Origin of the sequence: Sphaerisporangium siamense, from assembly GCF_014205275.1 — a bacterium.
Taxonomy (GTDB): domain Bacteria; phylum Actinomycetota; class Actinomycetes; order Streptosporangiales; family Streptosporangiaceae; genus Sphaerisporangium; species Sphaerisporangium siamense.
The window spans coordinates 3,763,185-3,787,657 of the sequence record NZ_JACHND010000001.1 but is presented as its reverse complement, the minus strand read 5'-3'; the positions used below and the strand labels follow the sequence as shown (position 1 = coordinate 3,787,657).

Sequence of the window (24,473 nt, the reverse complement as noted above, 5' to 3'; positions counted from 1 at the left end):
TTGTCGTCTATTCCCCTAGACAGTGCACGTTTGAGCTGTTCACCGGTTTGGAGGCTTACCGCCTTTATGTTCCACCTGCGATGGGGTACGCCCCGCGGACTCACCGCAGACCCCGCTCAGCGAGCCGCACGCGATAAGGACCACGCTCACACCAGCAGGGCAGCCGATCAAGCACGTGACGCCTCGGAGCCCGGCAGAGGTGCGGCCGGGGCGTTCTTGCCCGCATTGACCAGCAACAGCGCCCATACCGTGCGACCTCGCTCGTCGCCGCGGATGCCGTAGGTGTCGGCCAGGGCGCCGACGATCATCAAGCCCCGGCCGCCCTCCTCATCGTCTTCCGGGGAGAAGACGCTGGGACCGTACGCGGCGCCGGCATCGACGACGCCCAGCCACACCCGGTCGTGCTGGGCGTGGATCATCACCTGGAACTGCCCGCCGAACGTGCCGCTGGCGGTGTGACGGACGGCGTTGGCGGCCAGCTCGCTGACGATGAGTTCGGCCGACTCCACGATCGGCCAGCCCGCGAGGAACGTCGTGACGAAACGGCGGGCTTCCCGGACCGAGGGGGAAGTGCCGAGGAAGGACCGGGACATGCGCCATGCGCTCATGGATACGCTCCAACGTCTAGAGGGCTATACACCCACGTCACGAGCGTATGACCTGCGCTTGGTCATCATCAAGGAATTCGACGCATAAATGCGTCACTTCTCTAGCTGGGCCGCCAACTTCCGAAAGTCCGCCCCGATTTCACCCAGTAAATCCCGCAGAGCATCCCCGTACACCGCCGCAGCCGCGAATGCTTCGAAAGCATCCTCATGCATGGCAATCTCGCCCGGCTCGGTCAACGTGAGATCACCCGTCAGGCTCTCCACCACGCTCACGGCTCCATCAACGAGCGTGAAGCCATGCAACGGAAAGGCCGGCGCTTCAGTCCTCCAAGGCACCACACCCAGCCGAACATGCGGCAACGTCGACACCTGAACCAACCGATCAAGCTGGGCGAGCATCAACGACGGCGACCCTGGCCACGTCCGCACCGCCCCCTCCGTCAGCACGAACGCGAACTTCCGGCTCTCCTCAAAGAGTACCGCCTGCGCCTCAACCCGCACGGCCGCCGCCTTCGCCGCGTCCTCTTCATCCACATCCCGGCCGACCGCCAACGCCAATCGCGCATACTCAGCCGTCTGCAACAGCGCCGGGATCATCGCCGAGGAGAACACCGCGATCCACTGAGCCGAACGAACCCGGGCAGCATTCGCCGCCTCCCGGCCGGCCAACCCACCCCGCAGCCGCGACACCTCATCCCGCAGCCGCGCCAGCAGCGCATCAAGCTCGCCGCGGTCCCTCTCACCGAGCCCAAGAGCAGCCGCAACCCGCTCAACGGTCTCGGGCGTAGGAAGAAGCTGCCCCGTCTCTATCCGCGAGATGGTCGGCTGCCCCACCTGCGCCCGCTGCGCCAACTCCTTCCCCGTCAGCCCAGCCTCCCGACGAAGCCGCCGAAACAGCTCCCCCAACCCCCGCAACCGATCCCGCCGCTCCTCCACACCGAGCGTTCTATCACGCTGAGCCACTTCACATCCTCGGTCAGTGGTCCTCGCCAAGAACGCTGCGACGCCCGCGGCATGTGGCTTGCAGGACGTGTGCATGCGGCGTGCCAACTGCACAAGTGGCCAGCGACCGCTGTGATCTAGTCCAGGCCGTATCGGACCAATTTGCAGACAACTCCCCACTAACAGGGCACTATGGCCATCAGGTTCAGCATTTAGGCCAATAGCTGCTCCTATCATTCCCTTATGGCGCTTTCCGATCTCCGTCGTGACATGGTTCTGTCCGCCATCGAGGAGTACGACAAGCTGGGAAGGGGTGCCTTTCTCAAGGCCTACGGATACGGCCCGGCACGCGACTACTTCCTCCTATACGACGGGAAGCGGTACGACTCCAAGGCCATCGCCGGCGTAGCACATCGCGGCGTAGACGGCCGACCGCTACGAGCCGACGACTTCTCCGGCGGCGACGCCACCGTCGCACGCACACTGAGCGACCTCGGCTTCGAGGTCACCCGGCCAAGCGACGTCATCGACGGACACTCCCCGGGAAGCCTGCTCCAGAAGATCCTCACACTCAAAACCGCCGCATCGGTTTCGCCCGGCGCACGGAAGCGGCACCAGCCATTGGCCCTTCTCTGGGCCCTTGGCAGAGCGGCCCGACGCGACGATCGCCTGGTGCCGTGGCCAGATGCCTCTCCCGCACTCGAGTCGCTCCTGCGGGAGTTCGGCCATCCCGGCGACGGCCTGAATGCCGAGTTTCCCGTACTCCGTCTGTATCACCACGGGCTCTGGGACCTCCCTGGCCATAACGACGTTCCAACAGCCAGTGGCAGCGCGGCGCAGAGCTGGATGCGGCAGAACCAGCCGCTCAGCGGTTTACGCTCATGGGTACACGACCTCGTGGCCGATCAACCGGCCATACGTGCGCAGATCGTCCTGCGACTCCTTGATGGATACTTCCACGACGTCGACCACGACAAGTTACTCGCAGCCACCTTGCTTATCCCCGAACCCAACGCCATTAGGCCAGCCCTGGACGAGGTCACGCCTCCCCGCGATGGGACACCAACACCAACCCGCCGCACCGTCACGACCAGCCGCGTCATCCGTGACTCCGCGCTCGCGGAGCAGGTCAAACTCCTGCACGACTATCAGTGCCAGATCTGCGGCACCCGTCTCATGACCGGCCGAGGCCCCTACGCCGAAGGCGCCCACATCCGCCCGCTCGGCATGCCTCACAACGGCCCAGACGAGCCGGGCAACCTCCTCTGCCTGTGCCCCAACCACCACGTCCTGTTTGACGGTGGAACAATCTCAATCAGCGAAGACCTCGTAGCCGTCGACGTGTCGACCGGCAAGCCGATCACCCAACTCCGGCTCGCCGAGGGACACACGCCGGCGCCCCAACACCTGGCCTACCATCGGCGCGTTTTCGCGGACCCTCAGATCTAACAGGTGCTGATGCTCGCTGGCTTTCGTGAAGTCACTTTAGCTGACTGGTATGCCTCGATCCCCCAGGATAGGTCGCCATGCCCAGGAGCCCCCCGAGTTCCGTCGTAAGGTTCTGGATCTGCTGAAGTCCGGACGGACGGTGCCACAGGTGGCCGCGGACCTGCAGATCAGCGACCAGGCAATCTGCAACTGGCGTAAGCAAGACCACATCGATGCTTGGCTCGAGCCCAGCATTTGGTCCTGTGCTCAGACGGAACTGGCGGCCGCCCGGCGGCGCATCACAGAGCTGGAAAACGTATTTGGCGGTGACCCGGCGAGCTGTCGATCTGCTGGGAAAGGTGGTGTCCCAATGGGCGATTCGAAGCCATCGCGGTGATGGTCGGCGAAGGCTTCCCAGTCCAGGTCTGGTATCGGGCGCTGGGCGTCTCGGAGTGGGGCTACTACGCTTGGCGGACGCACCCGCCCTCGGCCTGGGCGCTGCGCCGTGCCTGGCTCACCGAGATAATACGCCAGGTCCACACCGCCTCTCGAGGCGTCTACGGCGGCCGGCGAGTGCACGCCGAACACGCCCTCGGCCGCGGCATCGCGGTGCGATACGACGCAGTTGCCGTGTTGACGAGTCGTGCTGGCATCAAGGGCCTACCCGGCAACCACCGCCGGCACTCGATTCGGAGGTGCCAACAGCGACCGACATGTCGACCGGCTATTAGCAGGAGCGGGCTCAACCAGCCGTGGTTCACCGACATCACCGAACACCCGACCCCGCAGGGCAAGGTCCACTGCTGCGTCGTCCTGGACGTCTACTCCCGCCGTTATCCAGCTATACTAGCAGCAATGCAATCATTCTAGGGTGTCGGAGATAGTGATAGCCTGCTGATAGATTGCTTCAGCTTCCACAGAACGGCCAAATGCACGCAAAGCGTCGCCGAGATGTATCAGTGTAGCGAATTCACCTTCTTTGTCACCGATGTCGCGGCAAATTTCCAGACCTTTTTGATGGGCGGCAATAGCCTCATCGAGCAGACCCATCCTAGTGAAGGTCTGACCGAGACTACTTAACGCTGCAGCTTCACGATGCTGCATACCGAGATGGCGACAGATGGTGATTACATCCCGAAAAGCCGCTTTAGCCTGATCATAGAGAGCAACCTCGATCAAAGCGAGACCGAGGTTGTTTAGCACTTCAGCCTCACCATCCTGCTTGCCAAGCTGGCGACTGATGTTCAGAGCTTGCTCGTAAATAGATATGGCTTCATCGAAATCGCCCACAGCGGCCAGCGCGAGACCAAGATTATTCAAGGCCGACCGTTCACCATCTTGATCTTCCAGTTGTCGGCTAATCTCCAAGGCCTTCTGGTGAGCAGCGATGGATTCGGCGTAATTTCTCACGCGCAATAACGCCGACCCCAGGTTATTTAGTGCCGATTGTTCGCCATATCGGTCTTGCATCTTTTGGCTGATCTCCAAGGCCTGCTGCTGCACCTCGACCGCCTCTTGAAAAGAACGAGAATCACTTAAAGCAAGGCCGAGATTATTCCATGCCATGCCTTGATGAAATAAGTCGCCGAGATGGCGCCATAAATCCAGAGCCTGCCTGTGAGCAGCGATAGCCTCTTCGAACCGTCGAACCTCACGCAACACGATACCAAGGTTATTTAGAGCTTGAGCTTCGCCATGCTGATCACCAGTATGGCGGCAGATGACCAGCGCTTCTTCGCATGCTGAAACTGCTTCATCAAACCGGCGTACCTCCGCCAGGGCGGTGGCAAGATTACCTAAGGTGAGACCCGCGCGATACTGGTCCCCGAGCTGCCTATAGATAGCAAGGGCGCCTCGGTAGGCATGGATAGCTTCATCGAAATCTCGGACTTGCCCCAAGGCATTGCCGAGGTTATTCAGTGCAATACCCTCTCCGGATGCGTCTGGGAGCTGCCGGGCCGCATCCACAGCCAATACATCGATTGTAATGCGATCGCTATAGTAGCCCCGCCATCGCAGATATCGGTTAAGGCAGCCAGGAAGGTCCAAGGCGACCTTGAACCGCCGAGTCTCATACGCGACAGATACGGAACCAAGGAGGCTTAGACGCTCATCATCGAACCATGCAAGTGCCTTGTCGCGGCTCCTAAAGGTCCCCTGGGGCGCGGGAGCAAGCGGTCCCAGCAAACAGTCGTCAGCTTTGTCGGCTAGTACAAGGTAGTGATCGAGGAGACGATCAAGAGCACGTTCGCGATCGTCGGCGTCACTACTATCTCGGCCATGTTCGTCGGCGTACAGACGAAGCAAATCATGCATGCCCCAGCGGCGACCTTCATTGCCACGGGTGATTAGGTGAGCACGCGCGAGGGCGGCAAGGTGACGACGCACCGCAGCCTGTGGTTGACCTGCGAGAGCAGCGGCAGCGTCCGTGGAGATGTCAGTCCCGGGATTTAGAGGCATGAGTCGGAAGATCCGCGCTTGTTCCGGGCGCTGGGAAAGGAGATGGTGGTAGGAAAGGTCGAAGGCGGCCCGAACCGCAACAGGGCGTCCCCATTCATCAGCATCACCGGTATCTAGCACAGCGAGGCGATCGCGGGCATCGGTAAGTTCGGCCGCCATTTCCACAAGAGGGCGATCCGGCTCTGCGCGCATAAGCGCGGCGATGATTTGCAATGCGAGTGGTAGATACCCACATAACTCAACAATTGCTATGGCTTGATCAGGATAGATCTCCACGCGCAGGTCGTGCTCAGCGACATGCAGAGCCGTCCGTAACAGTGCAAGAGCCTCTGCTTCGGCAAGAATATCCAACTCGAAATAGCGTGCAGTCAGCGATAGAGTGTGTCGCGATGTAACCAGCAATCGGTGAGAGCTATGAGCAGGCAGCAGGGGGATAAGCTGACCAGAAGTAGCAACGTTATCGGCGACGATTAGTAGCCGACGCCCATCCCGAGCATACTGTTCCAAGATTGATCGATACAGGATCAGTTGTTCATCTTCTGTCGGGGGCAGATCTGTATCGCGCACGCCGAGTGCCCGAAGTAGCTGCCCGGCTGCCACGCCCGCTTGCACCGCCTTATCTGCATGATAACCGCACATGTCGATGAACAAAACTCCGCCGGGGAACCAACCAGCGTCCAACGCCTGACGAGCGGCCACTAAAGTGAGAGCAGTCTTACCAATTCCAGCCATTCCAACAACTACTGCAATCGTTGAGGCCGCGGGGAATTCACTAGCGGGGTCAAGAAAGTATCGCAGTTGCTGCAGGTGCTCGTCGCGACCTACAAACCCAGGTGGACTTGCGGGCAACCCTGCGACAGCAGCTGGCGCGCCCTCGGCTACATGTAGCGTGACGTTGCCAATGTTGCCCGCCTGGATGACTGGGCCATAGAACGAACCACCGGTCACTTGGTTAGAGTTCCCGCCCTTAGGGGCGCGTCGCCATCTCATTTCGAATGCAAATCAATTCTTGAGTCGATTGAGTTTGGGGAAGTCGGCCAACAAGAGAGGTCAGAGGCCACGAAGGGGAAAAGCTTGCGCAGATCTCGGCGAATACCGTTTCATCCCGCGTCAGCGGCATGGGGATCGCATGGAGAGGAAGTGAGTTTCTCCAACGGTGGAGTGCTTTGTTGAGGCGTAGGGAGCGCCGGCGACCCGAAGGCAATCTGGTTGAAGTTATTACCCTGCGCTACCGGACCATGGAAGGTGCTGTTACCACCGATGGTGTTGTGCACTCCCGACGATTCATTGTCCAGCATGGGCGACGAGCTCGTGTCTTCGTTCCGCAATGAGCCATAGAGCGCTAGGGCCAGGCCAGTAAGGCCGATAAACGCGCCAAGTACACTAGCGAGTTTGTCGGCCTTATCCAGCCCGGTTCGATAGAAGTAGATACCCATCGCGATTGCGGCCCCTATAAACAGGACTCCGCCTATCCGTTTCAGAACGCGTCCCGACATAGCACCTAGCATCTCACCTAGGAGCAGATCAGAGGAAGCAATCGAGCGATTCAGGGCTCTTAGATGTGCGCTGCACGGTCCGACCCCACAGACCACGTGTCCGGCGTAGCCTATGCAACGTGGCGGTTAGGTCTGCGGCTGCCGCATCACAAGCCACTAATCGGTGCAATCCTCTGATGTGCCCGAACGACTGACGGCAACGGCCCACCGCGCGAAAGCCTTCGCCGGGGCGGGCCTATGTAGTTGGACCCGGGCGTCACCCTCTCAGAGGTGGCAGACGGAGCAGCCGGCCTCGTCATCCTCGGAGTCGAGGGCGTCACTGAGGACTTCCAGGAGGGGCCGGTTGGGCTTGATGCGCTTGGCGGCGCGCTCCAAGGCCGCTTGGTGCTTAGCCTCGATCTCGTCCTTGCGCGCTATCAGATCCGGAAGGGACTCACCCTGCGACCAGGTGTAGTTGCGGCCCTTCATGGCAGTGTGGCGGTACCGAACCTTCTCCTCATACTCGACGGCCCGTTCGAAGAGGTCAGGGTGACGCTCCTTGAGGCCGACCCACTCGTGCTTGCGCTGGAAGAAGCAGAAGTAACAGCCTGAGCGAGTGCGCCACTCGTAGTAGTCGGGTAGACCGATGCCAGCCTCGTCGAGAATCCGCATCACACCGTCCTTGTCGATGCCGTCCTCGCGGAAGGGAAAGACGGCCTCGATGTTCGGCTTAGTGCTGACGTAGCCGAGGCGGTTCTCGTCGGCGCGGATAGCGACGTAGGAGATGACCTTGTCGTCACCGACCCAGTCTTCCAGGGGCTTGATCTTTAGGTTCTTGGTGCACCACCGCATCTGGGGGCTGGGCAGGGTGCCCTGGTAGACCTCCATCCAGTGGTCGAAGTCGCGGTCGGCGTTCAGCCGCACGATCGACTTTCCCAGAGCAGCCTCAAGCCGGTTGAGGTACTCGTAGGTCTCAGGCAGCTCGGCGCCGGTGTCGCAGAAGAAGTACTCCATCTCCGGAACTCGGTCGCGCATATAGACAGCAAGCGCGGAGGAGTCCTTGCCGCCGGATATACCGAGCACGTGCCGGACCTTCTTGTTGTCGACTCCTTCTGTCATCCCTCTGCCTTCCTTTCACTTGCCGCTGCGGCGGCATCGGTAACACGCTGAGCGAGGGCAGCGAGCAGAATGCGTGCTCCATCCGGGCCGAGCACCTTCTCGGCCTGCTTCAAGACGTCAATGGCCAGTGTGTCGGCCTCTCCACGGGCATGCTCCGGCACGTAGATCAGGGTGCGCTGCTCTACGCCGGCGCTGTCGGTCAAGGTCAACAGCTGCGCGTCGAGCTTCTCTTCCCGACCACGGATCTCACGTCCGGCATGGTGCAGGTGACCGACGCGGTCGAGGGCTGCAGCCATCACCCTGGCTTTCTGGGGGAAGACCTTGACTTCGTGGTCGTCCCAGTCGCCGAGGGCGGAGTTGGTGAGGCGTACGACGATGGGCTCAAGCCAGTCGTCGTCTTGGAGACTGTCGCTTAGGACAAAGTCGACGAAGCCCCGCAGTTCCGGTGCTAGCACGGCGTCTGCGAAGCCTCGCAGACGGGCCGCGAGCTGGGTACGCAGCTGGGACAGTTTGGCTGGCAGGCGGAACTCCTTGGCCAGTACTTGGATGACTTCCGTGCGCAGCCGATCGTCGATCGCGACGAGTTCGTCCGCAGCTGCGGTAAGGCGTTCGACATAAGTGTTCGCCGCCTCCACGTTGGCGCGCGTGCGTGCCGGGACCTCGGGGAGACCGAGAGCCTTTGGGAGTGCGTGGAAGACCAGCTCGTCAGGGTCCACCGCCTTAGCAATGGTCGCGCGCACCGCGCGAGCATCGGCGGAGATGTTCTGCGTGGTGCGGGCGTACTTGTTGAGATCGGCCACCCGCATGATTAGGGCACTGGCGACCGCGAGCAGGTCGGGGTTGCGCAGAGCCTTGGAGCGTGGTGCTTCCACGCCGAGGGAGATCATCAGTTTCTTGATAATGCCGCCGCGCTGGCCTTCTCCGGCCGGCGTGTACTTCACCGAGAAGCGTCCCGGGCCCTTAACGAGGCGTTCGACCACGTCGATGGTCAGCCGGGGCAGATAGGTGCCTTCCTCGAACAGGGCGATGTCGTGTCGGCGGATGACGAGAGCTGGCACGAGAAACACCGGAATGACTCCGGCCTTGAGCCCGAAAGGCGGGCTCATCAGAGTCCGGATGACCTCCTCGGTGCTCAGACGCTCGGTGGCACCGGTGAGTACCTCGTTCAGCGCGTTCCAGGCGGGCTGTGCATGCTCGTGGCCTTCTCCAGGCGGGGAGAAGCCGTACGGGAGCAGGCTTTCCTGCTGGCTCTCGGCCTGGGCCACGCCGTTCTGGCGGTGCAGGCCAAGGTAGGCCAGCACGCCGCTGTACATAGCGCGCTCGGGCTTGTAGCCGTCCGTGAAGCCGAGGTTTTTTTGCCCTGAAGCGGAGAACATGGCTGTTAGCAGTATGCCGCGGGCCTGGGCGGCCTGGCTGGTCAGGACGTGACGGCCGAGCATCTCGTTGCGGATGTGGGGCGTGTGCGGGTACACCGACTCGCAGGCCAGGGAGACCAGTCCGCTGAGACTTCGGGCCGTCAGGTTCGAGGCGGCAGGTGCTTCGCCGGGGGCGATGCCGCTGTGCCACAGGTTCCACGACGCCTCGGAGGACGGCGGGTAGAAAGCGTCCTGCATCAGTTCCAGCAGTTCCGCTTCGGCCTGCACGATTCGCTCGGTGACTTCCCGCCGGGCGACGTGGTCGAGGCCCTGGTCATTGCTGAGTTCTTTAAGCGCGACCAAGTAGGTCGCCGTCGTGAGCACCACGTCCGGGTGTGGCGTGGTGCCAACGAGCACTGGCAGGGGCGAGTCGACGCTCGGCCGATCGGCGTCGGTGCCGAGGTGGAAGACGACGAGACCGTCGGCAGGCTCCCTCAACTCGTCCGGGGCGGCAACTGTCTTGGTCTCCGGACCACTAACCGCGGTGTAGAATACGCGCATCATGCCGGTGACCTGGCTATGGCGGCCAGCCACGAATGCCTGTGGGACGAGACTGCCGAGACGATCGATAACCGAGGCGTCATCGAAGTGGCTGATGATTTCCTTGAGTCGACCGTCGATGTCGACGTCCGTGCCCTGCCAAACCCGGTACTCGCCACTGAACTCACGGTGAACCACGAAGCCCCGGCGGACAAGGTCGGCGAGTCGTTCTTCGAGCGCCGTGAAGTCGTCGGGGTCGGCGACCTCCGTGGGGTCGTGGAGAGCGAAGTGAATCATCGGCGCGGTGGCACTGAGGACCCCGTCGGAGTCGATCAGATTGAGGACACCGATGGTCTTTAGAATGTCCTGATCGGTGTCCGGAAGGCCGTTTGCGTCCCGAATGCGCGAGTCGACCTCGATCCACCGGCTCGCGTTGGCGGAAGCGAGCAGGGTGGTGCGCCCAGAGTTGAGGAAGTAGTCGTACAGCTGCGGCAGTCGCACCGTGCTGGCACGGTCGGCCTTCTCGCTACTGTGCCGGGCTAGCGAGTGACGGACGGTATTAGGTTCCCCGCTGTTAAGGAAGCCTGAGATGCTGCGGTCGTGTTGGCCGATTTGGGCAGCGAGGATCGGTGCGGCGAGGGCCGTGATCGGGTGCAGCGGGTAGAGGTCCGCGAAATGCTCGGGTCCGAGTTCAGCTAGGGCCCCGAGACCATGCTCCGTCCAGATCTCCGCGGCTGCCTGGGCCGAGGCGGTAATCAGTGCCTGCCCTGAGGGGCTGACGGCCGCGTGGTCGAGGCAGCGGCGCAGCAGGTGCAGGGAGTCGCCGTGATGAGGGACAAAGGTGATGTCCTCGAAGCGCCCCTGGATCTTGGCCCACTCGCGGGTTTTCAGTTCGCTGGACCGGGCGGCGTAATCAATGAACGACAGGTGCTGCAGGGTCATCAGGTAAACGGGCAGCCCATTGGGGCCGGCCGACTTCTCGGCGAGTTCCTGCAGCAGGAACAGATCGTGCTGGGCGTCGGCGAACTCGTTGTGCCCAGCAAGGTGTTCCAGCGTCTTGCCGAACTCGTCGATGACGAGGAGCAGGGGCTGTCCGCCCGCCGTCAGTTTGGTAACGGCGTCGAGGATGTTCTTAGCGCTGGCAGTATCCGGGTCGGCGCATGCCGTAAGGGCCGCAGCGATGGCCTTGGGGATGCGCTTGTCCCAGCGTCGCTCCGCCGCGGTGTGCAGGGCCCGGGCGAGCGTGGCGATCAGGGATTCACGGCGTGCGGTGGCTACGCCGCCGAGGAACCCTTGGGGGGCGATGGCATCGCGTGCTCCAACCAGGCGCTGAGCGAGAGCAGGGCTGGCCTCGTCGAGGATGCGCTCGGCCTCGCTGCGCCGCTTGGCGTCCCGCCCGAGCAAGGCGTCGATGAAGTTGGACAGGGTGGACTTGCCGGATCCGTATGGGCCGGTGAACGACCAGGCGCGGGTTCGGCGTTGGTCGGCAAGCGCGCTAGCAACACGTTCCAGAACATCGACCGCCCGGGCGCCGACATAGGGAGCGTGCAGGTCGTCCGTAATGTCCCGCTCAAGGTTCGTCGAGCGCATCTGGGAGCCGACGAGTTCGATGCCGGCGGGAAACTGGGGGGCGAAGGTCGCGGGGCTGCTGGAGGTCCGCGTGGGGGTCGCGGTGGTCACGCGGTCTCCTCAAAGAGCGGCTCGGCGGTGTTGGTGGTGAGTTCCTTTGGTTCGGCCTCGGCGAGCTTAGGGAACTGGGCGGCCCATTCTTCGCGGGTAGGGAAACCGGGGCGCTGGGTGACGAAGTCATACTGCTCGTCGAGCACCTGCCATGCCAGCACGAAGGGGTCGATCGCGAACGCGAGGCTGCGCTGTCCTACGGCCTCGGTCAGGTTAAGTTGCGGGTGGTCCGCGGCGACCTTCTGCAGCGCCATGACGATCTCGTTCTCTCTGACGCGGAAGGCGCGCCCCGGGGAACCCGGCTCGTTGGCCAGACGGGCAACAGAGATCGAGTTGGCCTGACGGGAGAACTTGGCGGCGTAGTCGAGGCAGGCATAGGCCAGGACCCGGGCAGGTAGCGTGGTTCGGTGCCCGCTAGTGAACTGCCACTCTGGCTTGCCACGCGTGCCAACAAAGGTAAGCAGGTCGAGGTCTCGGAATGGGCAAGCAAGCAGGTCTTCATAGCTGCCCGGTGAGCCGGCCTTCTCCGGAGCGCTACGCGCGTACATCTTGGTCAAGCAGTCGATATCACGACCGATTGATGCTTCGACCGGACTCTCCTTGTAGGAGAAGTTCACGTGCCGAGTGACGACCTGCGTCATGTCCGCCACCGTGAACCGGGAGAACGGCGCAAGATGGAAAGCCGTGTACCAGGTCGGCGCCCAGCATTTAGCCCCGGGACGGGAAGAGACCAGCCACCAGTGCAGCAACCACAGGCTGCCATTTTCTTCCAAATAGGGGTCAGCGCCATCATCGTCGAGAAGCCAACGGGCCTCCCAGGTGGGGAAAGAGTACTTGGAGCGCGCCCCGCTCGTCGGGTAGTGCTCGCGGGTCAGCTTGAAGGCCCGCGACCAGTAGCGCATGGCGTTGACCATGTTCTTGCCCACGCCGAACAGCACTGGGGCGTCATCTGCGAGGAACGCGCTCGGGTCGTCTTTAACCTGCGTATACGCCTTATGCAGCCAGCCGAAGCGAGGCGCGAAGGTCTCATGTCGCGCGAAGGAAAAATGAGCGGCTTCCCCAAGCCGGCTGTCTGACATCCAGAACCTCCATGTTCGATGCATTCCTCTAACGAGGTGTTGAACGGGTGACAGTCAGCGAGAGCCATCGGCCAGCGCGGAACGAACCTGCGTCACAGCACGTGCGACGGCTTGCGCCGCGTGCTCAATCTCAGCGTCCGTAGTGACGTAGCCCAGCGAGAAGCGGATCGTGCTATCGGCATCCTCTCGGGACAGTCCCATCGCCAGAAGCACGTGGCTCGGCGTCGGGGCACCGGACGCACACGCGCTGCCCTCCGAAGCAGCGACGTCAGGCATGGCCGCCAGCACGGCATCCGCTGGCACCCCCGGAAAGGTGATACTCGTAACACCAGGGAGTCGCTGATCTCGCCGGCCATTGATACGGCAGTTAGGCAGAGCACAGGTCAGCAGGCGTTCGAGGCGGTCACGCAGTGCGGTAATACGCTTGGCTTCCTCACTAAGGTCGCGTCGTACCACGTCGGCCGCAGCACCCATACCGACAATCCCCGCCACGTTCAAAGTACCCGCGCGCAAGCCGCGCTCTTGCTCGCCACCCACCAAGAGCGACCGGGGCGGCAGTGGCGTCCCACGCCGCACATACAGCGCGCCGACGCCCTGCGGGCCACCGAACTTGTGGGCCGACAGCGACAGCAGGTCGACATCGAGTTCAGCAACATCTACAGGCAGACGGCCGACGATTTGGGTGGCGTCCGTGTGAACGAGGGCGCCGACCTCACGAGCCGCCTTGGCCACGACTCGAAGATCAGTAAGGACACCGGTCTCGTTGTTCGCTCTCATCAGGGAGACGACCCCACCGCTTCGTGTCGCGAAGACCTGCTCCACGGCGTTGAGATCCACCAGGCCGTCGGAGCCGACCGGCAGCAACACAAGGTCCTCTGGACGTTCGACGGTCACCATCCGGGCTGTCTCCAGAACAGCAGGATGTTCCACCGGGCTCGTCACCAGCGGACGCCCAGGGATGTAGGTAGAGCGGAGGGCAAGATTGTTGGCCTCGGTAGCCCCGGACGTGAAGATGATCTCGCCCGGTGAGCAGTTAAGCAGGGCTGCCAGCTGTCGACGAGCAAGGTCGACCCGATGCGCGGCCCGTCGTCCCGGTTGGTGGATGCTTGAGGCGTTTCCGACCGACTGCATCGCTTCAATGACGGCTGCGGCGGCCTCGGGTCGGATCGGTGCTGTGGCATTGTAGTCAAGGTAGGACACATCCGACCCATTGGGCCTGTTCATCATCCGCCACTCCGTCTCACGTGTGTCGCAGAGCAATGTACTCCTGGGGGAAAGCTCGCGCCGCATCCGGGTTTCCACCAGGAGCAAGTCGATCCTAGTCATGTGGACAAGATCTGCCACTTGAATCGATCAGCCGCATGGTGTCACAGGTCGCTTACTGGAACGAACGTTCTACACCTAAGCGTGGTGCGCACAGCTCGCCTGCAACAAGATCTGCCCAAGGGGCAGGGATTTCCGGCCAGAGAGCGACAAACCCCGCCCCGGGCTGGGGTTTTCGCCTAATAGTGCCCCTGTTGTCAGTGCCCCTGATTAGGGTGGTTCGCACGCTGCGACCGTGCAGTACCTACACGTGAGGGCAGCGCTGGGCGTACTCAAACTGGGAGAGGAAGTTCATGACGACTGCGCCGACCGCGCGTGTGAGGGCTCTTGTCCGCCACGCATCGGGCAGGTGAGTCTTGACGACTTGGTCACCGGGGATGTCCTTCAAGGCGCTCCTCGCTGATGCGCCGGTGTCGTACATCCGGGCACATCTCGGCGAGCAGCTATGTGCCCTGCTCGATCTGATCGAGGGGGGTAAAGCGCCAGACGATCGGCTGCGGGCCGTTGCCCCGATCGCTATCGACGCCGAGCGCCTGGTCGCTGACGAGGCCGAACGCTGCGCTCTCATAGAGATGGTTCCGGGCCCCAAGCAGGCCGAGCTGGCGCAGCGGCTTGGCTCTGTAGGCGATGGGCAGGCACCCCTGGACTATCTACGGGGCCTGAAGTGGACGGCTGACGAGCGGCGCGAGCTGCTTGAGTTTATGGGCTTCACGATCGACCGGGCGCCTTCCCTCCCGCCAGCGTTCAAGCAGGAGGCGGCGCCCGACTATGCCTTGTTCCCGCATCAGCGTCAGGCGGCAGCCCGGGTCAAGGAACTGCTGTACGACGGCTCGCGGCGGACAGTGCTCCATCTACCCACTGGCGTTGGCAAGACGCGAACGGGCATGAGTCTGATCTGCGATCATCTGCGGCAGCACGAACCGACCGTGGTGGTGTGGCTGGCGCATGGGCAGGAGCTGCTGGAGCAGGCCGCCGCAGAGTTTGAGCGCGCCTGGACCAAGGTCGGTGACCGTCCGCTCCCCGTTCTTCGTGTGTGGGGCAATGCCCCTGCAATGCTCATGGAGATGACCGATGGGCTGGTCGTTCTCGGCCTGGAGAAAGCCGTCTCGACTCTAAAGTCGGATCCGCAGTTCCTAGCCACCCTTGCGGCACGCAGCACCCTGACCGTCTTCGACGAGGCTCATCAGATCATCGCTCCCACCTTCGAGAGGGTGGTCGATGAACTGACGATCCGCCATGACGCTAGCCTCCTCGGGTTGACAGCTACTCCAGGTCGGACGTGGGCGGATATCTCCAAGGACGAGGAGCTCTCCGACTACTTCTCCCGACAGAAGGTCATGTTGGAGATCGAGGGCTACACCAACCCTGTGACGGCCCTGATTGAGCAGGGATATCTGGCCAAGCCGCTGATAAGGACAGTGGCTTCTGCGCCGGGTATGCACCTGTCAGCTCAAGATCAACAGCTCCTTGCGCGGTCGTTCGACATCCCGGCCGTGATGCTGGCCGAGCTTGCGCGAGACGAGCAGTGGAACCTCAAGATCGTCCAGACGATCATGGGGCTGCTCCAGGAGCACCGCCGCATTCTGGTGTTCGCCGCCTCTGTCGACCACTGCCGGCTGATCGCGGCCGTCCTATCCGCGGCCGGCATTGATGCTGAGTTCGTAACCGGAGAGTCCTCTCCTCGGCACCGCAGCCAGGTGATCTCTCGGTTTAAGGGGGCTGGTCAGCGCCCCATGGTTCTGTGCAACTTCGGCGTCCTGACGACCGGCTTCGACGCCCCGGCCGCTAGCGCTGCAGTGATCGCCCGCCCAACCAGGTCCCTGGTGCTCTACAGCCAGATGGTCGGCCGCGTGATCCGCGGCCCAAAGGCTGGCGGGACCGCCACCTGCGAAATCGTCACCGTCGTGAACCCGGAGCTTCCCGGATTCGGCGACGTGGCGGAGGCATTCACCAACTGGGAAGACGTATGGGAGACAGCGTGACCAGCGACGGCAGCAACTACCGGATCGTCAGTCCCTCGCTGACCGTCAAGGCCATGCGGGACAGTGGCTACAAGAACACCGCCTACGCCCTCGCCGAACTGATCGACAACAGCATCGACGCCAAGGCCACTCTCGTTGAAGTCTTCGCCTGCGAGAACCCGGTGAAAGTCGGCGCTCGGACCAACCACCGGGTGGAGACCATCGCCGTCCTCGATAACGGCCACGGCATGGAGCCGCCGCAGCTGCGGCGCGCCCTGAAGTACGGTGACGGGCAGGGTGCCGACCCCGCCCGTATCGGCCGTTTCGGCATGGGCCTGCCCAACTCCAGCATGTCCCAGTGCACCCGGCTCGACGTCTGGTCCTGGACCAACGGCGCGGGCAACGCCATGCACACCTACCTCGATCTCCAAGAGATCGAAACGGGGTTGATTGACAATGTCCCCGAACCCACACATCATCCGTTACCCGACTACTGGCGGGACCTGAGCGAGGGGCTAGGTGATACCGGCACGCTCGTCGTCTGGACCAAGCTGGACAAGGTCAACTGGTACGGAGCCGCCGCCACCCTGAAGAACACCGCCGAGCTGATCGGCCGCGTCTATCGGCACTATCTTCACGACGGACGCGTCGACATCCGAATGGCGCCTGTCCGAGAGGGCAAAGTTGTCGACGGCGAATACCACGCCGTACCCAACGACCCCCTCTACCTGATGACGCCCACTTCCACCCCTGCGCCGTTCGCAGACCAGCCGATGTTCATGCCTTTCTCCATGGGCAGCGAGTCCGAGCCCGGCGTGTCACACTTCCCCGTGCTTCATGAGGGCAAGAAGCACAACATCACGGTCCGGGCCTCCATCGCTCGCCCGGAGGCACGCCGTGCCAATGTCGAAGGCCATCCGTGGCCGGACGACATCAGTCGCACGACCGACCCTGGAACTCTTCCGTGGGGCAAGCACGCCAGGCGCAACGTCGGCATCTCGCTCGTACGCCAGAGCAGGGAACTCGACCTCGACGCATCCTGGGCTATTGGGTACGACCCGACGGAACGGTGGTGGGGCGTCGAGGTGGAGTTCCCGCCGGAACTCGACACCATCTTCGGCGTGACGAACAACAAGCAGAGCGCCACTGTCTTCTCCTCCCTTGCTCACTTCGACTGGAAGGCCCACGCCGACACCGGCGAGTCCTTTAAAGGGTTCAAGGATCGCCTTGCCGAGTTCAACGATCCGCGTCTTCCTCTCATCGACCTCGTGCTCTACCTAGAGGAGAAGCTCCTGCCTGCCATCCGGCGGCAGCTGAAGCAGCAGACGGTCGGTACACGTAAGAGCAAGAAGCGGCACGACGATGACGCCGCTTCCAGGGCCACCGATGCCGTCAAGCGCCGAAGCGAGGAGGGCTACACCGGCAAGACGGACGAGCTGGAGGCAGGGGCGACCAGCGAGACCAAGCGGCAAGAACAGGTCGAAGCCCTAACCCAGCGGCACCACCTTGACGAGGACACTGCACAGTCTATGGTCGAGGAGGCCTTGGAGAAGGATCTCCGCGCGCGATGGATCTCCAGCTTCCAGGACACCTCCGCCTTCTTCAGCATCGACCTCATGGCCGGCATGCTGCAGGTGATCTTTAACGAGAAGCACCCACTGCACGCTCAGCTGATGGCTGTCCTTGAAGACGTCCCGGAAGAAGCGGACGTGGACGACCTGCGCAACCGGCTTAACCGTGCCGCGGAGACTTTCAAGCTGCTGCTCTTCTCCTGGGCTCGTATGGAGGACGAGACCTACCCCGACCGCGACCGCGAACGTATCGCGGACGCCCGCCGCGAGTGGGGACGGTACGCCCGCGACTTTGTGGACGGAAAGGCCAGCGACGCGTGACCGAGTCCGCCCACATCTGGCGGCAGATAGAAGAACTGATGACGGGCGCCCATGGACGCGTAACCCTCGTGGCGCCCTTCATCAAGCGAGAGGTTCTAGTAGCCGTACTCTCCGCCGTCTCCGCCTCAGTCAGGAGCATCAAGTGCATCACGCGGTGGGTGCCTGAGGAGGTGGCGGCAGGGGTGTCGGACCCTGAAATCATTGAGCTCACAGAGGACGACAAGCGGCTGCGCATCGCCCTATGCCCGAGTCTGCACGCCAAGTTCTATATTGCAGGCGAGCGCTGTCTGATCGGATCGGCTAACCTGACAGGGAAGGCCACCGGGCGGGTCACAAACCCGAACATTGAGATCCTTATCGAGGCGTCCGCGGAACATCCGGAAGTCGGCCGGGTACTCGCCGAGATCGAGACATGCGCAATCGAGGCGACGCCCCACATGGCCACCCTGGTGAGAAGACAAGCGGAGCTGCTAAAGGAACACCGCCCGACTGCCTCCGACCAGCTACGAGAGGAAGCCCAGCAGAGCTGGCACCCGGTCACACGGCGCCCGGAGGCCGTCTACCCGTACTACTGCGGAAGGGCTCGATTCGGGCGATCCTTGGAAGCAGCCATCCTGCGGGACCTCGCGTTCTTGGGCGTACCGGCAGCCTTGACTGAGGAGGAGTTCTCCGACTGGGTCGAAAAGCGCCTGCGGGAGATTCCCGCTCTCCGGGGGCTGGTGGAGGGTAGTCGCCTGACCAACGTTGCGCTGCAGCATGCGCTGCAGGAACAGGCAGGCATGACCGATGAGCAGGCCAAAAGAGCGACCGAGACCATTGCCGCGTGGCTTCGGCACTTCGGCCACTTTTACACGGATGTGGGAACGTGGGAAATCAGGCACGGACGGGAGCTGCCGTAACCGCCCCGTCCGAAGTGACCTTGACATCGGTACTGAGGTCGCCGCTGCCGGCAAACTGCTCGATGTCGAGCCGCTGTCGGCCACCCGACCTGATCCGCCGGTGTGTCTAGGATCTGTACGGACCGCCAGATGTGGCGGCAGCCCCGCCTGGCGGGCTTGCGGTAGGAGCACAGATGTTGGGAAGGATCTCATGGCTCAAGTGCGGGTCCCGTACCTGCTCGGGCACGCTGAGATCGCCTTCCTATTCCGAGTCGAGCGTCAAACATCACAGAAGTGGCGCACAGAAGGCACACTGCCCAAGCCCGACCTAGTCGCTTCCGGCAACCCGTACTGGCTGCTAGCGACGGTGCTGCGCATCAGCGGTGTCGGAGACCGTCGAATTGATCAGGGCCAGCTCGGGGCCTACAAGGCGGCCATCCCTTACGGCTATGTCTTGCAGAACGACGAACAACTGCCTGTCATCCTCGGCATTCAGGAGGTAGGCCGTATCCTCGGTCGAGATGCCCAGGCAGTTTCCCGATGGCGTAACCGTGGACGTATCGCCGAGGCTGACCTCGTCCTCTCTGGTTCTCCGCTCTGGCTCTTGGAAACGATCCTTGCGGACGCGCAACACCGGAAGCGATCCGTCGTCACCGCCGAGATCGCCATGCTGCGTGCCGGTGAGCGCGCCCCACAGAAGCCTCGCGGCCGCAAGTCTGGCAACCCCACCACCATGGTGCGCCCGCCGCAAGAGGTGCTCCCCGCAGCACGAACGTTCACGAGCGCCGACCAGGCCGCCGCCGTGGAGTTCCTCGCATCTGTACTGACCCAGGGCTACTCCGTCGTGATCAAGCCTCAGCCCTGAGTCAACTGTCCGCCTACGGTTACGACCCAGGCTGCGACGCCGCCCGCGATCAGTTTCGTTGTTCGCCAACGATTGTGAGATAAACACTTGATGCGCGGCGCCTCTGTCAATATCATCTCTCACATGTCGAGCCTAAAGCACGCCCTCGGAGCCCATGGCGCCGACCCAACCGACTTCGATCACCGGGCCGCTTCCGGCTGGCCGAGCTACGCCTCCGTGAAGGTCGTCTCCTACGGAGGTGGCGTGCAATCAACAGCGCTGCTCGCGCTGGCGGCCCGTAGAGAGATCGATTTCCGGACCTTCCTCTTCGCCAACGTGGGCGACGACAGCGAGCACCCGGCGACGCTCGCCTACGTTCGCGAGATCGCCATCCCGTATGCGGCCCGAGCGGGGCTCGAAGTCCAGGAGCTCAGGCGGCGCCGACGTGACGGATCCACCGAGACACTCATGCAGCGCCTGAACCGGCCGGCCACGCGATCGATACCCATCCCAGTGCGCATGGCGAATGGGGCTCCAGGCCGACGTAACTGCACAACGGACTTCAAAATCAAGGTGATCGGGCGGTGGCTCCGAGAGCACGGGGCCACCGCAGAGCATCCGGCGGCGGTGGCAATCGGTATATCACTGGACGAGATCCACCGCGCCAACCGGCGCCGACGAGAGCCTCACGAGCTCATCGAGTATCCCCTCCTCGATCTCGGGTTGCGGAGGAGCGACTGCGAGCACATCATCACGGAGGTCGGCCTGCCTGTTCCACCGAAAAGCTCCTGCTTCTTCTGCCCCTTTCGCACCGTCGGCGCGTGGCGGCACCAGCGCAAGCACGAACCCGAGCTGTTCGCCCTCTCGGTGCAGCTTGAGGAGATGATCAACGAACGCCGGGCTGCGCTCGGACGCGATTCTGTGTATCTCACCAGGTACGGTCGCCCACTCCCGCAGGCAATCCGTGCAGACGATTTGGGAGACAGCAGCATCGACGAGGGGGACGGTTCCTGTGACTCCGGCTGGTGTATGACCTGAATTAACGGGCGGAACAGAGCCGACGGCCGGTACGATCACCCTGGTTAGAGCTCCGGCGGCTCGCCAGGCTCAAGGTGGAGAACCGCCAGGTACTCGCTGTAGGGCATTTCGTCATCTACCCACCGGCTGCCGCCAGCACCATCGGGGACATACCTGCCATCGAAGAGGTACTTATCCTCGTTAAGAACCGCGATGCTCCCTTCGGCCAGTGCTCTCGCCAGCAGCAGCTGGATGCCCAGCATCACGGCCGTGGACGCCTCCCTGGCGGCGCAAATGGCTTCCCGGCCGGCTGCGTGCACCTTCGCGTCCACGTCGTGGATCGGCTCGGGGATTCCTGCGAGGCCGTGCACCACCTGATGATGCACTGCGATCGCCTGGGCGACACCGGACGCGACGGACACAGCGGTGCCGTCGGCCCGATCCCTTGTATGGGCCGTGAGGTGCTGGGCGACTTCGCGTGCATGCAGTGGCCAGACGTCGGCGCGGTGAGACAGGTGGTGCTCCGCCTCTTCGATGGCGGTAGCGGGCTGCGAGCTGTGCGGGTACAGCACTCTGACGAATCCTTCGAGCGCTGCCCGAACATAGCCAAGCCGCACTAGGTGTAGCTGCCACTCCTCCATCATCTCCGACCAGACGGCGTCGAAGTCATCGCCGACGGCGCACATGCCCCCGTCTTCGTACGACATGTCGAAGGTCATTGTGCGCAGCCCTTGGGCAAGCCGGAGCCACTTGTAAGCGCTCTCCCAACCTTCCTGTTGGACAGCCTCACCGCGTACGACAAAAGCGTGCTCTACCCAATCGGTAAGCTCACGGACGTGATTCTCCGGCGTAGCAAGCGCGAGTGATGCCTGCGTGCGGTATAGGGGAAGGCAGACGCCCTCCGCATCATCGGTGGTCATAGAAGGAGCTTCTCATACCCACCGAGCCAGAGGGGTATACATGAGGTCGCCGCGGTCGTAGCGCACCTGATCGTTTGGCGAAGACAGAGATAGAGAGAATGTTGCTTCGCACCTCGCGCCTGTAGTGAGGTTTGCCAATGGGGGCGGATATGGGTGTGGTGCCTTCAGCGTACGACTCGGCGGGAAGTCGAAGCGGTGCAGCACCGATTGGCAGTGATGTCCGAGCAACTAATCAACCTACTGCGTTAAAACCTGAATTGCGTATCACCCGCATCGTAGTGGACTCACGGCGCTGTGACGCCGGCGAGCCGTCACGCGAAGTCGCGTCAACATCAGAGCGCTCGACAGGGCCACTGTGGAGAGCAGCCTCATACGCCCACCTAAAACCCATAATGGTGTCAACGGCCAGCGCCAGCGGGACAGGCCGGACGAATATGATCCTAGGAGCACCCTATGATCGCATGGTTACCGATCATGGGCCAAGGCCCTGAGCGAAAGCTGCCGCCCGGTGACTCGCCTATGGGCGGTTCCTTCGATGGCACGCGAAACCATCAGTCTCAATAGTCGTCTATTGCGTCTTCCGGAGCCGCAGGAGGCGGCGGTGGCGGGAAAAACTTCTCTAGACATTCTCTCAACAGAAGAACCTGCACCTCATAGCCGGATTGCATGTCCTTAAGGACCCGGGTTACATGTGGAAATATCTTCTCGGGAGCACGCGCATATGTATCCGAATCCCCGATATCGATGAATTGAAACTGGGGCGACCTGGAAACACCTTCTTCGTACGCTATCAGAAGGTGCACATCTTTAGGAGACTTATCCTCGCGATCGAAGTCTTCTGTAATAGCTCCGGCCCGAATCTTAAATTCCACTACGCGGAGCGAGTTCTCGGTTGGCCTTTCGAGGACCTTCGGGTCATCCATTACACGTTGTATAACAGCCCGCGCGTCATACTTATCCCGTTGAGACAATCCATACCAGCGAAACTCTGGGAACTTGCCCATTCCTGCCAGTTCAAAGAACAGCGCTATTACATCATTCTCATCTCCAGGGACCTTGCAGATAGTTAGCTCGGGGCGCAGAAGGTCCTCCTTGGACCAGAATGAAACCGACCGCTCTTCCTCTTCGAATGGATCCGCCTTGCCTACGAAGCGTGATGCAGCGTTCTGAATGACTGATCGATACGCCTCATTAACGAAACTTTTGAGTTGGCCTACCAGACGCATATTTTTTAGATGGGTCTTCCCATAATTAAGCTCTGCATCTACGTCGACCACGATATCGAAGCACCTTACGTACTGCTGATTGCGCCCCTTGGTCAAGTCAGGAGAATGCTGCGTCACGACTCCATTTGCACTGAAGATTCGTCGGCTTCCGCCAGGCAGATAGCGCTCGAGATGAGGTATCCGTGCAATCGTTAAACGAACGAAGTTGATCCTAGGGAAAAGGTTTCTTCTGAACGATTCAATCTCGTCAGGAAGCTTCCCTCGGGCGTTGGTCAGAAGTTGCTCTAGATCACTTTCGCTACGATATTCTGTAGCATTGAACCCATTCTGAACTCTGAAAAGATCGGCCCCCCCAGCCCCGAGCTTCTGAGCATAAGGAGCCGGCTTCGGGGGCTTCGCCCAAGACACGGTCTCCCCCATTTGCAGATACCCGACCGGCACTTGAAAAGTAAACCCCTGCTTCTGGTCGAAAAGCTCAGCCAGGACGTCACCTAAGATCGCCTGAGGATTCTGACACAATATCGATACAGTAACAGTCGTGTCCTTAAGTGCGTCGGGAACCTCTGTCATGGCGAGGTAAGAAAATCTCTTCAGGTCGCAGGCGAGAAGAGCAGCAAACCTTGTTGGAAAGATTCCACTTGCCACGGCGTTCGTTAGTGTAGGCATGAATTCTGACTTAAGCCCTTTGGGAAGTGCCTCCTCTTTTACTTGCTTTAGGTAATTCGAGAGGACTCTCGACGCTCCATTGAATCGATATCTAACCTCAGTCCCACACCTCTCTAGGGGGTCAGGGTCGGGCTCGAATTGCTTCGGCACTGTGAAGTTGGGACGCACGGTGTCTTCAGAGTCGAAGCGGTACGCGTCATCGATTTCGAACCTGAATCCACCCGTGACGGTTCTCGATCGTATACTGAAGTACTCTGAACTGAAGAGAACCACCTTGAGGCCTACCCCAACCTGGCCAGCGAGTTTCTTACCATCCTTCTTCCCTCCGCCGAGGAAAAGAAGACTTGGCTCGTTGGGAAACCCCATTGCATCGTCCTGTATACATACCTCAGATTTGTCCAGGTCGATCGTAATATCAATATTATGTTTCCCGTGTTGCGTCTCTCGAACTGCGTCCAGGGAATTCTGAAGGACTTCACCTATAAAGATATACTGGGGAAGATATGCGTCAATGGTCTGCCGTAGTTGACGTACGTAGTTTTCAGTCAGAGACTCTGGATTCAGGAGATTGTAAGTTTCGACCACGTCATCCTCCATACATCGCAAGGCCTATATAGACCATTCGTCGAGGATATCGCAGTTTGCCCAAACACGGTAGAGGGCAAGCACTCCAGGCGGTCACATTTGGTAGCGATGTACGATTCACCCTGCTTGTGACGATGGACTGCAGCGGAGCCCCGCAGGGACACAAAGGATCATCGTGCATGGTACACACTCGGCGAAGGCTATTTGCCCAGCTCAAGCGGCATTAGAAGACGGAGTAACCGCTTCTCTCCTATTGCTGGGTATTCCGTAGTAGCATGCTCTGCCGAATTGCACTCATAGATGATCAAGGCGGCGGCGCTTCGCGCCGCCGCGCGGCCCGCCGTCCGCCTGCCGTTCGGGCGTGCGGCGTGGGCGCCGGTCCCGAACGGCAGCGGAACTACGGGCCGCCCGTCGTACACAGCGCCCGCCGCAGGGACCTCATCCGCCGACCAGGGGCGCGTCTCCGCCTCTGAGT

17 protein-coding genes are annotated in these 24,473 nt (G+C 61.8%); 7 read left to right on the top strand and 10 right to left on the bottom strand.

What is annotated here, in order from left to right:
* Positions 1 to 167: 167 nt before the first annotated feature.
* Both BJ982_RS17300 and BJ982_RS17295 read right to left on the bottom strand, forming a co-directional pair.
* On the bottom strand, positions 168 to 608 hold the full coding sequence (locus tag BJ982_RS17300) for an ATP-binding protein (RefSeq protein WP_184881326.1): 441 nt from the start codon (positions 606 to 608) through the stop codon (positions 168 to 170).
* Between the two features lie 93 nt (positions 609 to 701).
* Entirely contained in the window at positions 702 to 1,571 is an 870-nt protein-coding gene (locus BJ982_RS17295; RefSeq protein ID WP_184881324.1) for a helix-turn-helix domain-containing protein, read from the bottom strand.
* A 222-nt stretch (positions 1,572 to 1,793) separates the two neighbouring features.
* On the opposite strand from BJ982_RS17295, the gene BJ982_RS38530 reads away from it, so the two are divergent.
* Positions 1,794 to 2,999: an HNH endonuclease gene (locus BJ982_RS38530; protein ID WP_203959000.1), complete on the top strand. Its 1,206-nt coding sequence runs from the start codon at positions 1,794 to 1,796 to the stop codon at positions 2,997 to 2,999.
* A gap of 49 nt (positions 3,000 to 3,048) precedes the next feature.
* Complete coding sequence (locus BJ982_RS40900; protein WP_221482331.1) at positions 3,049 to 3,375, top strand: transposase; 327 nt, start codon at positions 3,049 to 3,051, stop codon at positions 3,373 to 3,375.
* Between the two features lie 464 nt (positions 3,376 to 3,839).
* On the opposite strand, the gene BJ982_RS17285 is transcribed toward BJ982_RS40900, so the two are convergent.
* The 6 genes from BJ982_RS17285 to BJ982_RS17260 form a co-directional block, all read right to left on the bottom strand.
* Positions 3,840 to 6,428 carry a tetratricopeptide repeat protein gene (locus tag BJ982_RS17285; RefSeq protein WP_260413786.1) on the bottom strand — a complete coding sequence of 863 codons (2,589 nt, stop codon included), beginning with the start codon at positions 6,426 to 6,428 and terminating at the stop codon, positions 3,840 to 3,842.
* 110 nt (positions 6,429 to 6,538) lie between these two features.
* Entirely contained in the window at positions 6,539 to 6,874 is a 336-nt protein-coding gene (locus BJ982_RS17280; RefSeq protein ID WP_184881320.1) for a hypothetical protein, read from the bottom strand.
* Positions 6,875 to 7,198: 324 nt separating this feature from the next.
* Complete coding sequence (locus tag BJ982_RS17275) at positions 7,199 to 8,032, bottom strand: phosphoadenosine phosphosulfate reductase family protein (protein ID WP_184881318.1); 834 nt, start codon at positions 8,030 to 8,032, stop codon at positions 7,199 to 7,201.
* On the bottom strand, positions 8,029 to 11,607 hold the full coding sequence (locus BJ982_RS17270; protein ID WP_184881316.1) for an ATP-binding protein: 3,579 nt from the start codon (positions 11,605 to 11,607) through the stop codon (positions 8,029 to 8,031). Before BJ982_RS17270 ends, BJ982_RS17275 begins: the two co-directional genes overlap by 4 nt.
* Entirely contained in the window at positions 11,604 to 12,686 is a 1,083-nt protein-coding gene (locus BJ982_RS17265; protein ID WP_184881314.1) for a DUF4007 family protein, read from the bottom strand. The genes BJ982_RS17270 and BJ982_RS17265 overlap by 4 nt, the downstream gene beginning before the upstream one ends.
* A 54-nt stretch (positions 12,687 to 12,740) precedes the next feature.
* Positions 12,741 to 14,012 (bottom strand): cysteine desulfurase family protein, encoded by a 1,272-nt coding sequence (locus BJ982_RS17260; RefSeq protein ID WP_239122896.1) that lies wholly within the window; start codon positions 14,010 to 14,012, stop codon positions 12,741 to 12,743.
* 374 nt (positions 14,013 to 14,386) lie between these two features.
* On the opposite strand from BJ982_RS17260, the gene BJ982_RS17255 reads away from it, so the two are divergent.
* From BJ982_RS17255 to BJ982_RS17235, 5 genes are all read left to right on the top strand, one after another.
* Positions 14,387 to 15,991, top strand: a complete 1,605-nt coding sequence (locus tag BJ982_RS17255; RefSeq protein WP_184881312.1) for a DEAD/DEAH box helicase — start codon at positions 14,387 to 14,389, stop codon at positions 15,989 to 15,991.
* Positions 15,988 to 17,862: an ATP-binding protein gene (locus tag BJ982_RS17250; protein ID WP_239122897.1), complete on the top strand. Its 1,875-nt coding sequence runs from the start codon at positions 15,988 to 15,990 to the stop codon at positions 17,860 to 17,862. The genes BJ982_RS17255 and BJ982_RS17250 overlap by 4 nt, the downstream gene beginning before the upstream one ends.
* Positions 17,859 to 18,761: a phospholipase D family protein gene (locus BJ982_RS17245; RefSeq protein WP_184881308.1), complete on the top strand. Its 903-nt coding sequence runs from the start codon at positions 17,859 to 17,861 to the stop codon at positions 18,759 to 18,761. The genes BJ982_RS17250 and BJ982_RS17245 overlap by 4 nt, the downstream gene beginning before the upstream one ends.
* Positions 18,762 to 18,951: 190 nt before the next feature.
* Positions 18,952 to 19,605, top strand: a complete 654-nt coding sequence (locus BJ982_RS17240) for a hypothetical protein (protein WP_184881306.1) — start codon at positions 18,952 to 18,954, stop codon at positions 19,603 to 19,605.
* Positions 19,606 to 19,728: 123 nt separating this feature from the next.
* The gene (locus BJ982_RS17235; protein WP_203959001.1) at positions 19,729 to 20,622 is read left to right on the top strand and encodes an adenine nucleotide alpha hydrolase family protein; all 894 of its coding nucleotides are present in this window, start codon (positions 19,729 to 19,731) and stop codon (positions 20,620 to 20,622) included.
* Positions 20,623 to 20,666: 44 nt separating this feature from the next.
* On the opposite strand, the gene BJ982_RS17230 is transcribed toward BJ982_RS17235, so the two are convergent.
* Entirely contained in the window at positions 20,667 to 21,521 is an 855-nt protein-coding gene (locus tag BJ982_RS17230; protein WP_184881304.1) for a hypothetical protein, read from the bottom strand.
* 557 nt (positions 21,522 to 22,078) lie between these two features.
* Positions 22,079 to 23,998 (bottom strand): ATP-binding protein, encoded by a 1,920-nt coding sequence (locus BJ982_RS17225; RefSeq protein WP_184881302.1) that lies wholly within the window; start codon positions 23,996 to 23,998, stop codon positions 22,079 to 22,081.
* Positions 23,999 to 24,473: the final 475 nt, after the last annotated feature.

Excerpts from the sequence above, each read along its gene's own strand:
- BJ982_RS17275 (WP_184881318.1), bottom strand. The coding sequence starts at position 8,032 with ATGACAGAAGGAGTCGACAACAAGAAGGTCCGGCACGTGCTCGGTATA.
- BJ982_RS40900 (WP_221482331.1), top strand. The coding sequence starts at position 3,049 with ATGCCTCGATCCCCCAGGATAGGTCGCCATGCCCAGGAGCCCCCCGAG.
- BJ982_RS17285 (WP_260413786.1), bottom strand. The coding sequence starts at position 6,428 with ATGAGATGGCGACGCGCCCCTAAGGGCGGGAACTCTAACCAAGTGACC.
- BJ982_RS17235 (WP_203959001.1), top strand. The coding sequence starts at position 19,729 with ATGTCGAGCCTAAAGCACGCCCTCGGAGCCCATGGCGCCGACCCAACC.
- BJ982_RS17300 (WP_184881326.1), bottom strand. The coding sequence starts at position 608 with ATGAGCGCATGGCGCATGTCCCGGTCCTTCCTCGGCACTTCCCCCTCG.
- BJ982_RS17255 (WP_184881312.1), top strand. The coding sequence starts at position 14,387 with ATGTCCTTCAAGGCGCTCCTCGCTGATGCGCCGGTGTCGTACATCCGG.
- BJ982_RS17280 (WP_184881320.1), bottom strand. The coding sequence starts at position 6,874 with ATGGGTATCTACTTCTATCGAACCGGGCTGGATAAGGCCGACAAACTC.
- BJ982_RS17240 (WP_184881306.1), top strand. The coding sequence starts at position 18,952 with ATGGCTCAAGTGCGGGTCCCGTACCTGCTCGGGCACGCTGAGATCGCC.
- BJ982_RS38530 (WP_203959000.1), top strand. The coding sequence starts at position 1,794 with ATGGCGCTTTCCGATCTCCGTCGTGACATGGTTCTGTCCGCCATCGAG.
- BJ982_RS17260 (WP_239122896.1), bottom strand. The coding sequence starts at position 14,012 with ATGACTAGGATCGACTTGCTCCTGGTGGAAACCCGGATGCGGCGCGAG.
- BJ982_RS17230 (WP_184881304.1), bottom strand. The coding sequence starts at position 21,521 with ATGACCACCGATGATGCGGAGGGCGTCTGCCTTCCCCTATACCGCACG.
- BJ982_RS17265 (WP_184881314.1), bottom strand. The coding sequence starts at position 12,686 with ATGTCAGACAGCCGGCTTGGGGAAGCCGCTCATTTTTCCTTCGCGCGA.